This window comes from Campylobacter sp. 2018MI34, assembly GCF_016598975.1.
In the GTDB taxonomy this organism is placed as follows: Bacteria; Campylobacterota; Campylobacteria; order Campylobacterales; family Campylobacteraceae; genus Campylobacter_D.
On sequence record NZ_JAENKS010000002.1, the window covers coordinates 38,552 to 53,927 of the forward strand.

17 protein-coding genes and 5 tRNA genes are annotated in these 15,376 nt (G+C 26.7%); 17 read left to right on the plus strand and 5 right to left on the minus strand.

The window, feature by feature from the left end; all coding sequences use genetic code 11:
* The first annotated feature begins 31 nt into the window (after nt 1-31).
* Complete coding sequence (locus tag JG676_RS01150; RefSeq protein ID WP_200169368.1) at nt 32-706, plus strand: response regulator transcription factor; 675 nt, start codon at nt 32-34, stop codon at nt 704-706.
* Nucleotides 703-1,947 (plus strand): ArsS family sensor histidine kinase, encoded by a 1,245-nt coding sequence (locus JG676_RS01155; protein WP_200217074.1) that lies wholly within the window; start codon nt 703-705, stop codon nt 1,945-1,947. The genes JG676_RS01150 and JG676_RS01155 overlap by 4 nt, the downstream gene beginning before the upstream one ends.
* Here JG676_RS01155 and JG676_RS01160 read toward each other — a convergent pair.
* Nucleotides 1,944-3,143 carry an MFS transporter gene (locus JG676_RS01160; RefSeq protein ID WP_200169370.1) on the minus strand — a complete coding sequence of 400 codons (1,200 nt, stop codon included), beginning with the start codon at nt 3,141-3,143 and terminating at the stop codon, nt 1,944-1,946. The genes JG676_RS01155 and JG676_RS01160 overlap by 4 nt on opposite strands.
* A 77-nt stretch (nt 3,144-3,220) precedes the next feature.
* On the opposite strand from JG676_RS01160, the gene JG676_RS01165 reads away from it, so the two are divergent.
* Genes JG676_RS01165 through recG form a run of 3 tightly spaced genes read left to right on the plus strand, consistent with a single transcriptional unit; the run spans nt 3,221 to nt 7,303 of the window.
* A complete protein-coding gene (locus JG676_RS01165) occupies nt 3,221-4,270 on the plus strand; it encodes a dehypoxanthine futalosine cyclase (protein WP_200169371.1) in 1,050 nt (349 codons plus the stop codon).
* Complete coding sequence (locus JG676_RS01170) at nt 4,270-5,496, plus strand: pitrilysin family protein (protein ID WP_200217075.1); 1,227 nt, start codon at nt 4,270-4,272, stop codon at nt 5,494-5,496. The genes JG676_RS01165 and JG676_RS01170 overlap by 1 nt, the downstream gene beginning before the upstream one ends.
* A complete protein-coding gene (gene recG, locus JG676_RS01175; protein ID WP_200217076.1) occupies nt 5,486-7,303 on the plus strand; it encodes an ATP-dependent DNA helicase RecG in 1,818 nt (605 codons plus the stop codon). The genes JG676_RS01170 and recG overlap by 11 nt, the downstream gene beginning before the upstream one ends.
* Before the next feature lie 49 nt (nt 7,304-7,352).
* Here the strand turns inward: recG and JG676_RS01180 are convergent, their stop codons facing one another.
* Complete coding sequence (locus JG676_RS01180; RefSeq protein ID WP_200169374.1) at nt 7,353-7,727, minus strand: group III truncated hemoglobin; 375 nt, start codon at nt 7,725-7,727, stop codon at nt 7,353-7,355.
* Nucleotides 7,728-7,809: 82 nt separating this feature from the next.
* Between JG676_RS01180 and JG676_RS01185 the strand changes: the two genes are divergently transcribed.
* From JG676_RS01185 to JG676_RS01200, 4 genes are read left to right on the plus strand one after another with little or no spacing between them, the layout of a single operon-like run.
* Nucleotides 7,810-8,412 (plus strand): Crp/Fnr family transcriptional regulator, encoded by a 603-nt coding sequence (locus JG676_RS01185; protein WP_200169375.1) that lies wholly within the window; start codon nt 7,810-7,812, stop codon nt 8,410-8,412.
* 11 nt (nt 8,413-8,423) lie between these two features.
* Complete coding sequence (locus tag JG676_RS01190) at nt 8,424-9,125, plus strand: amino acid ABC transporter permease (protein ID WP_200169376.1); 702 nt, start codon at nt 8,424-8,426, stop codon at nt 9,123-9,125.
* The gene (locus tag JG676_RS01195) at nt 9,118-9,774 is read left to right on the plus strand and encodes an amino acid ABC transporter permease (protein WP_200169377.1); all 657 of its coding nucleotides are present in this window, start codon (nt 9,118-9,120) and stop codon (nt 9,772-9,774) included. Before JG676_RS01190 ends, JG676_RS01195 begins: the two co-directional genes overlap by 8 nt.
* 1 nt (nt 9,775) lies before the next feature.
* Complete coding sequence (locus JG676_RS01200) at nt 9,776-10,513, plus strand: amino acid ABC transporter ATP-binding protein (protein WP_200169378.1); 738 nt, start codon at nt 9,776-9,778, stop codon at nt 10,511-10,513.
* 401 nt (nt 10,514-10,914) lie between these two features.
* Here JG676_RS01200 and JG676_RS08890 read toward each other — a convergent pair whose 3' ends face one another.
* From JG676_RS08890 to JG676_RS09070, 3 genes are all read right to left on the minus strand, one after another.
* Entirely contained in the window at nt 10,915-11,127 is a 213-nt protein-coding gene (locus JG676_RS08890) for a hypothetical protein (protein ID WP_373563785.1), read from the minus strand.
* A gap of 241 nt (nt 11,128-11,368) precedes the next feature.
* Nucleotides 11,369-11,563 carry a hypothetical protein gene (locus tag JG676_RS08895; protein ID WP_246801777.1) on the minus strand — a complete coding sequence of 65 codons (195 nt, stop codon included), beginning with the start codon at nt 11,561-11,563 and terminating at the stop codon, nt 11,369-11,371.
* 872 nt (nt 11,564-12,435) lie between these two features.
* Complete coding sequence (locus JG676_RS09070; RefSeq protein ID WP_281431897.1) at nt 12,436-12,564, minus strand: hypothetical protein; 129 nt, start codon at nt 12,562-12,564, stop codon at nt 12,436-12,438.
* 586 nt (nt 12,565-13,150) lie between these two features.
* On the opposite strand from JG676_RS09070, the gene JG676_RS01215 reads away from it, so the two are divergent.
* From JG676_RS01215 to secE, 8 genes are all read left to right on the plus strand, one after another.
* Nucleotides 13,151-13,226 (plus strand) — tRNA-Thr (locus JG676_RS01215).
* Nucleotides 13,227-13,257: 31 nt separating this feature from the next.
* Nucleotides 13,258-13,343 (plus strand) — tRNA-Tyr (locus JG676_RS01220).
* Nucleotides 13,344-13,352: 9 nt separating this feature from the next.
* Nucleotides 13,353-13,429, plus strand: a tRNA-Gly gene (locus JG676_RS01225).
* An 87-nt stretch (nt 13,430-13,516) separates the two neighbouring features.
* A tRNA-Thr gene (locus tag JG676_RS01230) sits at nt 13,517-13,591 on the plus strand.
* 68 nt (nt 13,592-13,659) lie between these two features.
* The gene (gene tuf / locus JG676_RS01235; RefSeq protein WP_131163605.1) at nt 13,660-14,859 is read left to right on the plus strand and encodes an elongation factor Tu; all 1,200 of its coding nucleotides are present in this window, start codon (nt 13,660-13,662) and stop codon (nt 14,857-14,859) included.
* A 56-nt stretch (nt 14,860-14,915) separates the two neighbouring features.
* Entirely contained in the window at nt 14,916-15,074 is a 159-nt protein-coding gene (gene rpmG, locus JG676_RS01240) for a 50S ribosomal protein L33 (protein WP_027306288.1), read from the plus strand.
* Nucleotides 15,075-15,090: 16 nt separating this feature from the next.
* Nucleotides 15,091-15,166 (plus strand) — tRNA-Trp (locus tag JG676_RS01245).
* Between the two features lie 18 nt (nt 15,167-15,184).
* Nucleotides 15,185-15,367 (plus strand): preprotein translocase subunit SecE, encoded by a 183-nt coding sequence (secE, locus tag JG676_RS01250; RefSeq protein ID WP_131163603.1) that lies wholly within the window; start codon nt 15,185-15,187, stop codon nt 15,365-15,367.
* Nucleotides 15,368-15,376 lie beyond the last annotated feature (9 nt).

Genomic DNA, 15,376 nt, shown 5'->3' on the forward strand with positions numbered 1-15,376 from the left:
AATTTATTATTTAAATTTTTAAGGAATATTTATGACCCATATTCTTATGATAGAAGATGATTTAGAATTAGCTGAAATTATAGCTGAGTATTTGGAAAAATCTGAAATGAAAGTTGATATTGCTCATGAGCCTTATATAGGGCTCTCAAAGCTTGCTTTAAAAGAGTATGAGCTTGTCATTTTAGATCTTACTTTACCAGGACTTGATGGGCTTGAAGTTTGTGAAGAAATTCGTAAAAAATATGATATCCCTATTATTATCTCAAGTGCTAGGCATGATATTAGTGATAAAGTTAATGCTTTAGAGCTTGGAGCAGATGATTATTTGCCAAAGCCTTATAATCCTAAGGAGCTTCAAGCAAGAATTAGAAGTCATTTAAGACGTATTTCAAATGCTAAAAATACCTTTTCTCGTGCCAGCAAAGATCTTGTTTATGATCAATATAAGCATGCTATTACAATGAAAGGACAAGAATTAAATCTTACAAATGCTGAATTTGACATTTTAAGTTACTTGATCAAAAAAGAAGGTGGTGTGGTAAGCCGTGAAGAACTTGTTTATAATTGTAGCTCTATTAGTGAGGATTCAAGTAATAAAAGCATAGACGTTATTATAAGTCGCATTCGTCAAAAAATGGGAGATGATCCAAAAACACCTAAATATATTCATTCTATAAGAGGTATAGGATATAAATTAACTCAATGAATAAATCATCAATTTTTTATATTATTACTTTTATTTTTATTTTTGCTGGAGTTAGTGTTATTTTAGCCTTTTTATGGCTGATAGAATACGATCAGCAAAATTATACCAATGAACTTAATGCTAAATATTCTTTAATTGCTAATGCAAGATTATTGTATTTTAGTGGAATTATTAGTGAAAAAGAATTTGAAGAACAAACTAAAAATTATAAAATGAATGAAATTACAGAGCCAAAAAATATCAGAAAAATATTATTTTATGGTGAAGTATTAGCAAGAGTGCAAACAAATAATGGTCTTATTGAAATAATATCCTATAACAAAGAAGTTTATCTTAATATCATTTTTAATGGTAAAATTTTTCTCTATAATGATCAAGATTATCAAAGTTATAGATATTTTACGATAAAAGTTATTGCAGTAGTTGTAATATGTATCTTGATTTTACTTTATATTTTTATTTTTAAAAAATTAAAACCTTTAAAAGCTTTAAAAAAACAAATTGATAAATTTGCTCTTAATAAGCTTGATACAATTGAAGATGTAAGCAATGGGCAAGATGAAATTTCTCAAGTTGCTAATGCTTTTTATTTGGCTATAGTGCAAATTAGAAAACTTAATCAATCGCGTCAGTTTTTTTTAAGAAATATTATGCATGAGCTTAAAACTCCAATTACTAAAGGTTTAATTACACTAGAAATGCTTGAAGATAATAAATATAAAAGTCGCTTAGAGGGAATATTTAATCGTCTTGAAATTCTAATTAATGAATTTGCTGCGATTGAGCAAATTACTTCAGGTGCTGCTTTTATCAATAAAAAAAAATATAATATTTTAGATATTTTAGATGAAGCCAAAGAAATAGCAATGAACGATGATAAAAATATTAAAATTTCTATAAAAGAAAGTTTTTTTGTTAGTGTTGATTTTAAACTTTTTACAACAGCAATTAAAAATATGATTGATAATGGAGTGAAGTATTCTAAGGAGCATTTTTTGCAAATTGAAATTTCAAAAGATTTTATTTGTTTTAAAAATTATGGAGATAAACTAAATAACTCTTTAGAGTATTATACTCAGGCTTTTACTCAAGGTTCTAAGCAAAAGGATAGTTTTGGTTTAGGACTTTATATTGTAAATACTATTTTAGAATCTCATTGTATAAAACTTGAATACAATTATCAAGATGGAGCAAATTTATTTTATTTTAAAAATTTGGAAAATATTATTATAAAAGATTAGTTTAATTCTTTTGAATAAGCTTTTGTAAAATATTTCCAATAAAAAGCAGCAAATATAAAAATAATACCAAGCAAAGAAGTAATCATTTGCAGATTTAAACCCCAATCAAATAAAATACCTATAAAAATAGAAACAATAGCACTAAAAGTAAGATAAACCATATCTGTGTAAGCTATAACTCTTCCATAATATTCTTTATCGCAGTTTTTTTGCACCATAGTATAAGTATAAGCCCAAAGAGATGAGGTAAAAAATCCTGCTGCTATTAGACCTAAAAAGGAAAGATAAAAATTAAATTGAGTTAAAGCCCAAAATATGATACCTACTCCTTGTCCAATATAAAAATAAACAAGAGTTTTGCTATTGATAAAACGACTTAAAATAATTGGTCCAATAGCTAAAGAACAAGCTCTAATTGCGTTAATAAAGCCTATTACTAAAGCAGCAGATAATACTTCTTTATATTGATGTTTGGCTAAGAGCGTCACTAAAGCATCATATGCAGTAATGCCAACAAAGGCGTGAAGCATTATAAGATGTAAAATAATTTTTTTTCTAAAGATATATAAGAATCCATCTTTTATCATAAAGATGAAATTATTTTGTTTTTTACGTTCAAAATCTGGAATGATTAATTTAGTAAGAAAAAAGATGCCAATACCAATAAGAAAAACATCAAATAAAAAAGCATTTTGAATTCCAAGAAAATTAATAAAAATTCCAGCCATAGCCATACCAGCAGTATAAGAAACAGCCCATATAATGCTATGCATTTCATTAACGAGTTTTAATTCCTTAGCATTAAGTATTTTAGCAAGCAAACTCATTTCTGTTTGAAAATAAATTGAAGCAACGCAAAGTCTTAAAAAGATTAAAACAAATAAAAGCCAAAGCATACTAAGATCTTTAACAAAAATAAGCATAAAAATAGATATCAGTTCAAGACTTGCCATCGTTAATAATAATTTTTTAGGTTTATTTCTTTCAACGATGACCCCATTAATAGGCGCGAGTAAAACTCCTGGTAAAAAAGCAAGCATAGCACTTATTGAAATAGCCCAAGTTGGAGCATTTAAATTTACTAAAAGAGTATAAACTCCAGTTTGAGAAAACCAAGCTCCAAAATAAACGACAAACTGCACACTTGCCAAAATTCGTATGTTTTTATTATTTTTTAATAAATCTATATAATTCATAACTTATAATTATAACACAATTTTATATTTTTAAATGTTATAATATTTATTAGAGATTATAAATTAAGGAATAAGTTTTGAAAAAAAGACTTGAAAAAAAAGAAGCCCTAGATTTACTTGAAAATGCAAGCTTAATAGAACTAGGAGAGATGGCCTATAAAAAAAAATTAGAATTACACCCTGAAAAAATTACAACTTTTGTAGTAGATCGTAATATTAATTACACTAATGTTTGTTGTATTGATTGTTCATTTTGTGCTTTTTATCGTCATCATAAAGAAGATGATGCTTATATTTTAAGTTATGAAGAAATTGGTAAAAAAATTGAAGAGCTTAAAGCTATAGGTGGAACTCAAATTCTTTTTCAAGGTGGAGTTCATCCAAAACTTAAGATAGAATGGTATGAGGATTTGGTAGATTGGATTAAAAAAACTTACCCTGATATCACAATCCATGGTTTTTCTGCTGTAGAAATTGCTTATATTGCAAAAGCTTCTAAAATTCCTATTATTCAAGTTTTAAAAAGACTTCAAGACAAGGGTCTTTTTTCCATCCCTGGAGCTGGAGCTGAAATTTTAAGTGATAGAGTAAGAGATATTATAGCTCCAAATAAATGTGATGTAAAAACTTGGCTTGAAGTTCATAAAAACGCACATAAAATTGGCATGAAAAGCACTGCTACAATGATGTTTGGAACCGTAGAAACAAACGAAGAGATTATTGAACATTTAGAATATTTAAGAGAGCTTCAAGATGAAACAAATGGTTTTAGAGCTTTTATTTTGTGGAGTTTTCAAAGTGAAAATACTCTTTTAATTAAAAAACATCCTGAAATTTTAAAACAAAGTTCTAATCGTTATTTAAGATTACTTGCTTTATCAAGACTTTATTTGGATAATTTTAAAAATATTCAAAGTTCTTGGGTAACTCAAGGTTCTTTAATAGGACAACTTGCTTTAAAATTTGGAGCCAATGATTTAGGCTCTACTATGATGGAAGAAAACGTTGTTTCAGCAGCTGGAGCAAGTTATAAAATGAATCAAGATGAAATGATAAGACTTATCCAAAGCTTAGGTGAAAAAGCTGCTAAAAGAAATACGGCTTATGAAATTTTAGAAAGGTTTTAATGAAATTAGAATATTTAAATTTTAAAAATACAAAAATTCCTTTGATTTTTGAAGAAAATAATGATCTTCCGATTATAGTATTAAAATTAATTTTTAAAAATTGTGGTAGAAGTTTTGATTTGATACCAGGAACTGCAAGAATGTTGGTAAGAATTTTAAATGAGGGAGTAGATGATAATTTTTTTAAAGAATTAGAATTAAAAGCTATAAATCTCTCAGCTAGTAGCGGATTTGAAACTTTAGAAATTAATCTTTCTTTATTAAAAGAGTATAAAGAATTTGCCTTTAAGTCTTTGGCTAATTTATTAGAAAAACCTCGTTTTAATGAAAAAATATTACAGAAAAATAAATTTCTTGCTTTAAGCGAATTAGCAAGTAAAAATAGTGATTTTGATTATTTAGCAAAGAATTTATTAAATTCTAATACATTTGATTATAAAGAATTTCAAAGCCCTAATGATGGAAATGAAGAAAGTATTAGGCAAATTACACTTAAAGATTTAAAAGACTTTTTTAAAAGACATTTAAATCTTAGCAATCTTATTATAACTTTAGGTGGAGATTTCGTAAAAAAAGATATACAAAAATTATTAGAACTTATTTTAAATCCTTTAGTTAAAGGAGAAAAAATTCCAGATAAAAAATTTAATCTTACCTCAAAGATAAAAGATGTTAGTTTAGTGCGTAAAGAAAGCGAACAAGCTTATATTTATTTTGCTTCTCCATTTTATGGAAATATTAAAGATAATGATATTTATATGGCTAAAATTTCTCATTTTATATTAGGGCAAGCAGGTTTTGGTTCTAGAATAATGGAAGAAATTCGCGTTAAAAGAGGACTTGCTTATTCAGCATATGCTATGCTTGATTTAAATTTATCATATAATCGTATTTTTGGATATTTGCAAACAAAAAATGAAAATGCACAAGAAGCTAAAAAGATTATAAAACAAGTTTTTAATGAATTTGTTGAAAAAGGAGTTAATGAGGAAGAATTAAATCAAGCTAAAAATTTTTTACTTGGCAATACTCCTCTAAGATATGAGAGTTTAAGCAAAAGATTAAATATAGCATTTTATGAATTTTATAGAGATTTAGAATTAGGATATTATAAAAATGAACTTCAAAATATAGAGAAAGTTAATTTAAATGAAATTAATGCTTATATTAAAAAGCATAATGAAATTTTACAACTTAGTTTTGCAAGTTTAAAAAATGAAGATTAATCTTAAGGATTTTGAACTTTTTAAAAAATTAAGGATTAAAAATATTATTGATTTGGCTTTAATATTGCCTAAAAAAATTGAAAATTTAAATTCTACCCCTTTTCCAAAACAAGGTGAAATCTGTACTCAAAAAGTTAGAATTAAGAGTGTAAGTTTAAGAAGAAATCAAATTTATGGAATTTGTGAGTGTGAGGGATGGAAAATAGATGCTCATTTTGTTTTTTTTAATCCCAGCACTTGGCATATAAAGCTTTTAAAAACAGGTGCTTTTTTAATTTTTAGTGCAAAATTAAATTTTTTTAATCAAAACTGGCAATTTAATAATCCTAAAATTATAAATAAAATAGGGGGATTTATACCAAAGTATCAAATTCCTGGTATTAGAGATGAAAAAATTCAAAATTTAATACAAAATTATCTTAGTTTTGAAAGCTTAAAAGAAAGCAAGCTTGAAGAAAAATATATTCATCTGCTTCTTAATTTACATTCCTATGATGAGAAATGCTATATTTTATATCAAAATTTTTCAAAATTTGAAAAAGATTTAAAATATATAGAGATTTTTAATTTTTTAAAACGATTGAGAAATAAAAGAAAAACTTATAAAAGTTATGAATTTGAAATTTTTAAAATTGATTCGTGGATAAAAAATTTACCCTTTAAATTAACTAAAGATCAACTTATAGCTTTAGAAGATATTAAAAAAGATTTAGAATCTAAAGAGGCTAAAAGACGTGTAGTTATGGGAGATGTTGGTTGTGGCAAAACTTTAGTTTTATTAGGTGCTGCTTTAATGGTTTATCCAAGACAAGCTATTTTGATGGCACCAACTAGTATTTTAGCAAGGCAACTTTATGATGAAGCATTAAAACTTTTACCCCAGTTTATAAATGTTTTATTTGTTAGAGGAGGCAAAAAAGATAAAAATTTAGAAGAAAATATTAAAAAAGCTCATTTAATTATAGGAACACACGCTCTTACATATTTAAAAGAATTTAAGGCAGTTTTAATTATGATTGACGAACAACATCGTTTTGGATCTAATCAAAGACAAAAAATTTATGAATTATCAAATGGAGAATTTAGCCCACATTTTATACAATTTTCGGCTACACCAATCCCTAGAACTCTTAGTATGATACAATCAGAACTTTTAAATTTTTCTTTTATAAAACAAATGCCCTTTAAAAAAGAAATTAAAACTTTATGTATTAAAAGTGAAGGTTTTGCTTTGCTTGAAAAAAAAATTAAAGAAGAGATTGAATTAAATCATCAAATTATTATTATATATCCTTTAGTGAATCCAAGTGATAAAATTCCATATCTTTCTTTAGAACAAGCTAGCGATTATTGGAAAACTCATTATGAGAAAGTTTTTATTACCCACGGAAAGGACAAGAACAAAGATGAAATATTGCAATCTTTTAAAGATGAAGGCAATATTTTACTTAGCACTACAGTTGTTGAGGTGGGAATTTCTTTACCAAGACTTAGCACTATTGTTATAGTTGGAGCTGAAAGATTAGGACTTGCAACTTTGCATCAATTACGTGGTAGAGTTGGTAGAAATGGTGTTAAAAGTTATTGTTATTTATACACTAAGCTTAAAGAAATTCCTCAAAGATTACTAGAATTTTCTAAAACGCTAGATGGATTTGAGATTGCAGAACTTGATCTTAAAAATCGTTTAAGCGGTGATTTGCTTGATGGTTTTACTCAACATGGAAATGATTTTAAATTTTTTAATTTCAATGATGAGAGTATTTTAAAAAAAGCAAAAAAAGACTTAGAAAAGATAAAAGTATAATTTTTTATATTAAGAGGTTTAAAAACAACCTCTTGTATTAAAAGATTTATTAGGAATGATAAAGCATATTTTGAAAATGACTTGATATCATATTAGCTCTTTGTAATATAATATTTGCCGTTTCATCTGTATAAACATTTTTTAAACTTTCACTAAAAAGCTCTAGCCAAACTTCAAAAAATTCTCTTGGAAAAGGTGGTAATTCAATATGTGCTTTAAGCGGTTGTCCTTTATAATCTCCTTCTCCCAAAAGCATACCCATCCAAAAATTTCCTATTTTCTTTTTATGTTCTTGCCAACTTTGATTATCTACTCCTATGGCATTATTAAAAATAGGTCCCAATTTTTCATTTTTTCTAACTTTATCATAAAAAATATCCATAAGTTTTAAAATAGATTCTTGATTAATTGTTTCATAGATCATCTTTGTTCCTTTATTAATTTTTTATAGTTAATATATCAGATTAAAATGATTTAAACATTAACTTATGTTAAAATGAGGAAAAATGGAAGATTATTTAAATTTTTTATATAAAATAGGAAATATTAAAAAATATAAAAAAAATAATATTTTATTTTATGAAGAAGAACAAGCTAAAAATTTTTTTATACTTTTAAAAGGAAAAGTGCGTATCTATAAAAGCATAAATGATAAACAAATGACTTTGCATCGTTTTTTGCCTATAAGTTTTATAGCTGAAATGCCTGCTTTTAAAAGATTAAAATATCCAGCTAATGCTGAATTTGAAGAAGAGGGTGAGATTTTAGAAATTAATTTTGAAAAATTTTATAATTTATGTTTAGAGAATACAAAATTTAATTTTTTACTCATTGCTTCATTATTTGAGAAAATTAAAATTCTAGAAAAAAAGCTTTTACAAAATTCTTTAGAATTAAAAGAGAAAATAGCTTATTATATTTTGGAAAATGAGCAGAAATTAGATATAATCACTCAAAAACAAATCGCACTTGATTTAAATGTTAGAGTAGAGTCTTTATCTAGAGTTTTAAAAGAATTTAAAAACAATAATATATTAACAACTAATAAAGGTAAAATTATTATTTTAGATAAAGAAAAACTTATAAAAAATTTTAGCGTATTATTTTAAGGAAGCTTCGAATGGATTTTAATTTTTTATTGCATTATACTCCAGCTTTTGCAAAAGCAGCTTTTCTTACTATAAAATTAAGTTTTTTTGGAATTGTTTTTTCTTTAATCATCGGAGTATTTTGCGTTATAGTATCTTATTTTAAAATACGTATTTTTGAATATATCTGTAATATTTATATAGAATTTGCAAGAAATACTCCTTTGCTGATACAGCTTTTTTTTCTATATTATGCTTTACCAAAGTTAAATATACATTTAGAGCAAATGCCTATTTTAAATTTAATATGTTTTAGTGTTGATGAAAGCTTGCGTCCAGCCTTTGCTTGTGCTATAGCTGGACTTAGTTTTTTAGGCGGGGCTTATATGGCTGAGAGTTTAAGATCTGGTTTTGATGCTATAAAAAAACAACAATTTGAAGCAGGGCTTTCTTTAGGACTTACTTCTTTTCAGAATTTAAGATTTGTTATTTTTCCACAAGCTTTAGCCATTTCTATGCCAAGTATTAGTGCAAATATTATTTTTTTAATTAAAGAGACATCTGTTGTGAGTATTATAGCTTTACCAGATTTGGTAAATTTAATGAAAGGATTAAATTCTCTCACCTATAAAACAGATGAACTTTTATTTATGTTATTTTTGGGATATTTGTGTATTATTTTACCTTTATCTTTAATTTTATCTTATATTGAAAAAAGGCTAAGACATGCTTGATCTTTTAAATCAAGATACTTTTTTAAGATTAGCACAAGGACTTTTTGTTACATTTGAAATTTCTTTTATAAGTATTATTGTAACTTCATTTGGTGGTCTTATATTGGGAATTTTAATGGTTCTTAAAAATCCTTATATTTATGCATTTTGTCGTTTTGGTTTAGAATTTATACGTGTAATGCCATTGCTTGTTTGGCTTTTTATCGTTTATTTTGGGCTTTCAAGATGGCTTGGTATTGATTTAGATAGTAAAACTTCAGCTATTATTGTTTTTAGTATTTGGGGAAGTTTTGAGATGATGGATTTAGTGCGTTCATCTTTGCAAAGTATTCCTAAACATCAGTATGAAAGCGCTGCTTCTTTAGGGTTAAATTCTTTACAAAGTTTTATTTATATTATCATACCTCAAGCTTTTAGAAGATTAACTCCTGTTAGTATGAATTTATTAACACGTATGGTAAAAAGCACTACTTTTGCTTATTTAATTGGAAGCGTTGAACTTGTTAAAGTTGGACAACAAATTATAGAATTTCACAATAAAAATGATTTTGCCCCTTTTATTATTTATGGTTTAATTTTTATTATATATTTTATAATTTGCTATCCTCTTTCTTTATATTCTCGAATTTTAGAAAAAAAATGGAGCTAATGTGAGTATCTTAAAAATAGAAAATTTACAAAAATATTATGGCAATCATCATGCTTTAAAAAATATCAATTTGGAATTGCAACAAAAAGAAACTCTTGTAATTTTAGGACCTAGCGGATGTGGGAAATCAACTCTTTTACGTTGTATTAATGGGCTTGAAGAAATCGCTGATGGAAGTATTTATATCAATGGAGAAAAAATAACAAAAGATTTTAAAGATTGGACTAGAATTCGTCAAAAGATTGGAATGGTTTTTCAATCTTATGAGCTTTTTGAGCACTTAAGTGTAAGAGAAAATATACTTTTAGGACCTATAAAAGTTCAAAAAAGAGATAAAGAAGAAGTTTTAGAAGAGGCAAAAAAATGGCTTGATAAAGTTGGCTTATCTCATAAAATTGATTCTTATCCTAGAGAATTAAGTGGTGGCCAAAAACAGCGTATAGCTATAGTTAGAAGTTTGTGTATGAATCCTGAATTAATGCTTTTTGATGAGGTTACAGCAGCCTTAGATCCTGAGATAGTACGTGAGGTTTTAGAGGTAATGCTTAATCTTGCAAAAGAGGGTATGACTATGATTATAGTAACTCATGAAATGGCTTTTGCTAAAGGGGTAGCTGATAGAATCATTTTTATGGATAATGGCACTATAGTTGAAGAAAATTCTCCTGAAATATTTTTTAAAAATCCTAACACAGAAAGAGCTAAAAAATTTCTTAATTTATTTAGCTATAATAAATAATTTAACAAAATACTGATATCAAATCATCATTTGCAAGAGTGATTTTATATCTCTCTTGTGCTAAAATTTTAATTTATTTTTATATTAATCAAAAAGAGAATAAAGTTAAAATTTTAAGAATTTGTTTTTCTAAATTTTATTAAAATCTAAATATTACTAATTTAAAAATGTATAAAACTTATAAGTATAAAAATATCATTTTAATTAAGTTATAAAAAGAATATTATTAAGTTTAAAATATTTTATAAAAATTTAAAAAAAGTTATATTAATTATTTTATATTTATTTCATTTTAAAAGTAAGATAAATCTATTTATTATTAAAATAGATTTAATACTTGCAAACTATTTTGGATAATTAAATTGGATTTTTTAAATTTCTTTTAAAAAAGGCTATAAAAATTAAGATAAAAGTAAAAAATATAAAAATTTTGGTATAAATATAGGATCTCCGTTTACATGAGAATGAAGACCTGATAAATAAAAATTAACTCCAAAATAAGTCATTAAAATAGAATAAAATTCTAAAACACTTGCAGCTATAAAAATAAAAGGAGAATTAAATTTTGACAAAAGTCTTAAATGAAGAATTATAGTATAAATTATAATGGAAATTAAAGCCCACGTTTCTTTTGGGTCCTAGCCCCGATACCTTTTCTAACTTTCATTTACCCAAACTCTACCTAAAAATTTCCTACGGTAAGTAAAGCAAGTACTATAATCATAGCCATTTCATTAATACAATGAATATTAAAATAATTTGATCAATTTGATTTTTTAGGATTTCTTAGGATAAGTAAAATTAAACTAAAAATTCCCAAAAGAAAACAAAAAGCTAAAAATCCATAGCTTGTGGTTATGATAGAAACGTGAATATTAAGTCAATAAGATTTAAAATAGGAATTAAATTTGTAATTTGTGGATCCATAAAGCCAAGATGAGCTGCAAATAAAGAAATTCTAGCCATAATATTTGCAATACAAAGAGTTAAAAAAGATTTTTTATAGAAAAGGATTCCGTAAATTGCACAAATTAAGACTATATAAATCATACTTTCATAAGATGTTCTAAGGAGCGTGTTCTCCTACATACCATCTTAAGATTAATGCAAAATATGAATTAAAATAGCTATTAATGTTAAAAATACAATATTTTATTAAGTGTGTTAAAAATATTTTTATTTTTTAAAATTTCATAAAAGATTGATAAATAATCTAACTCTAAAACAAAGATAAATATAGCTTAAATTTTTAAAAAAATCAAAATGATTCATAAAAATCTCTGTTTTTATTTTTAAATTAGATGGTAGAAGATTTACTCCATAATATTCTTGAAATTTTTATATTAATTAAATCTACCCACTAACATTCTTCACAAGAAATTTCTTCAGAGATTGTATGTTTTCTTAGTTTTTGTGGATTACCTAATGCTTTATAAAATTCTTCTTTACTTTTAAAATCAAATTTAAATGAGTGATACGTTTCGCAATACGAACTTCCCAGTTGAAAAAGTATATTTTTTCCATAGTTAGCTACATAAGAATTGATTCCCCATGCTTTTGAGTCATTTTCTACAAATTTTTCTAAAGTAGTAGAAAACTTGTTGAAAATTAGGCATTTTTTGGCTATTTCAGGAGTTAAAAACTCACTCTATAATCTTGAGAATTGATTTCCTCCAGCTACTATTTTTCCAGTCATATTACTTAATTCCATTCTCAACGTGATAAGTTCCACGTACTAACCATTTATCAATAAAGCCATATTTTAGTCCTCGGCGTACTAATTATTACATAAACATCATCAGGATAGATTCCTAATGGCAAGATCTTAGAGGGAAAATTATATATAGGCTTTTTAAGATTATTGTTCACTTCTTCAAATTTATTAGGAGTATTTAAAAATGATTCCATTCCTAAATGATAAGTTATAGAAGTGTTAGCAAGATGATTTTGCTCAGCGAATGTTGGGCTATTGAAAATTCTGCATACTCTTTTCCTCTATCGTTTATAGCATATTTTCCAACTATACGACTTTCTTTTTTGTATTTAAACATAGAATGATTCTCTTTTAAATATTTAAAAAGGTATCTTCTTGATGGATATAACCTTCAAATTCTTGGCGCTGTATTATTATCTTGCGTTGCTTATCCTTGAATAAAACATTTGTATTTTGTTTTGCATTTAAAGGATTGCTTCCCAAAAATAAAGTTAATTAGCAACACCTAATATGAATTTATTCATAAGAATACCTTGTAATTTAGAAATTTAAGAAAAATAGCTAATAATAAACATTATTAACTATTTATTAACTTATATTTTAAATTTATTATAAATAAATCTAAAATATATTTAAATTAATATCAATATTAATTTAAATATATATAGTAGTTATAAATAAAATTTATACTTAATAACAAGGTAAAAATACTAAATATTTTGAGTCTTAAAAATTATTAGGATATCATTAAAATATATTTAATATAATATTAATTTTTAAGAATTATAGTATAAAAATCTATATAAAGCTTAAAAATTATAAATTTAAATTTTATTCTATATTTTTTGTTTAAAAATATAAATATTATTTAATTTTATCTTGACAAAACTTTTTTTTTAAGATAAAATAACAACCTAATTTTTGCTGGTTTAGCTCAGTTGGTAGAGCAGCTGCCTTGTAAGCAGCAGGTCGGGGGTTCAAGTCCCTTAACCAGCTCCATTTAACAGTGTTTGACCAGAAAAAGCGTTTTGGTGAGTTACTCAAGTGGCCAACGAGGGCAGACTGTAAATCTGCTGGCTTTCGCCTTCCGTGGTTCGAATCCACGACTCACCACCATTATTGCTTGCGGGAGTAGCTCAGTTGGCTAGAGCATCAGCCTTCCAAGCTGAGGGTCGCGGGTTCGAGTCCCGTTTCCCGCTCCAAGATTATAAACTGGGAGCTGTATTTATTTTGAAACTTACAGTATATCTCCTAGATTTTTGTTGTCTATAAACATAATTTTTCTGAGCGCTCGTATGGCTCAGAGGTAGAGCACTCCCTTGGTAAGGGAGAGGTCGCGGGTTCAATTCCCGCTATGAGCTCCATTGATTTGAAAAAATTATACAATATAGACTTGCTTTGCTTAATTATACTTTAATTATGGAGGAAAAAAATGGCTAAAGAAAAATTTTCACGAAATAAGCCACATGTGAATATAGGAACAATTGGTCACGTTGATCATGGTAAAACAACTTTAACAGCTGCTATTTCTGCTGTTTTATCAAGAAAAGGTTTGGCAGAGCTTAAAGATTATGATAATATCGATAATGCTCCAGAAGAAAAAGAACGTGGTATTACAATTGCTACTTCTCACATTGAATACGAAACAGATAATCGTCACTATGCGCATGTTGATTGTCCTGGCCACGCTGACTATGTTAAAAATATGATTACGGGTGCAGCACAAATGGATGGGGCTATTCTTGTTGTTTCTGCTGCTGATGGTCCAATGCCACAAACTAGAGAGCATATATTACTTTCACGTCAAGTTGGAGTTCCTTATATTGTTGTTTTTATGAATAAAGCAGATATGGTAGATGATGCTGAGCTTTTAGAGTTAGTTGAAATGGAAATTAGAGAATTATTAAGTTCTTATGATTTTCCTGGAGATGATACTCCTATTATTTCTGGTTCAGCACTTAAAGCTTTGGAAGAAGCTAAAGCTGGCCAAGATGGTGAATGGTCGGCAAAAATACTTGATCTTATGGCTGCAGTTGATAGTTATATACCAACACCAACTCGTGATACAGAAAAAGATTTCCTAATGCCAATTGAAGACGTTTTCTCAATTTCTGGTCGTGGAACAGTTGTTACAGGTAGAATTGAAAAAGGTATTGTTAAAGTTGGAGATACTGTTGAAATTGTTGGTATTAGAGATACTCAAACTACAACAGTTACTGGTGTAGAAATGTTTAGAAAAGAGATGGATCAAGGTGAAGCAGGTGATAACGTTGGAGTTCTTCTAAGAGGAACAAAAAAAGAAGATGTTATCCGCGGAATGGTACTTGCTAAACCTAAATCAATAACACCTCATACAGATTTTGAAGCTGAAGTTTATATTTTAAATAAAGATGAAGGCGGTAGACATACTCCATTCTTTAATAATTATAGACCACAATTTTACGTAAGAACAACAGATGTAACTGGATCTATTAAGTTAGCTGAAGGTGTTGAAATGGTTATGCCAGGTGAAAATGTAAGAATTTCTGTAAGCTTAATCGCACCAGTTGCATTAGAAGAAGGAACTCGTTTTGCTATCCGTGAAGGTGGAAAAACAGTTGGTTCTGGTGTTGTTACAAAAATACTTAAATAATATATAAATTTTTAAAGTCAAGGTTTTTAAAATCTTGACTTTTATAAGGAATTAAAATGAGAGTTAAAATAGGTTTAAAATGTGAAGAATGTGGTGATATAAATTATAGCACTTATAAAAATAGTAAAAATACCACTGAAAAATTAGAATTAAAAAAGTATTGCCCAAGACTAAAAAAACATACTTTACATAAAGAAGTTAAATTAAAAAGTTAATCTTTTTAATTTTTATAGGGCAATAGCTCCAATGGTAGAGCGCCGGATTCCAAATCCGATGGTTGGGGGTTCGAATCCCTCTTGCCCTGCCATATTGAAGGTTGATATAAATGGAAAAATTAATCACTTATTTTAAATTATCGAAGACAGAATTAAGGAAAGTAATTTTTCCTTTAAAAGAACAAGTAAGAAATGCTTATATCACTGTATTTGTGGTTGTAACAGTAGTTTCTTTATTTTTGGCATTAGTAGATTGGATAATGTCATCAGTTATTTCTTTAATTATTAAATAAAGGAAACTA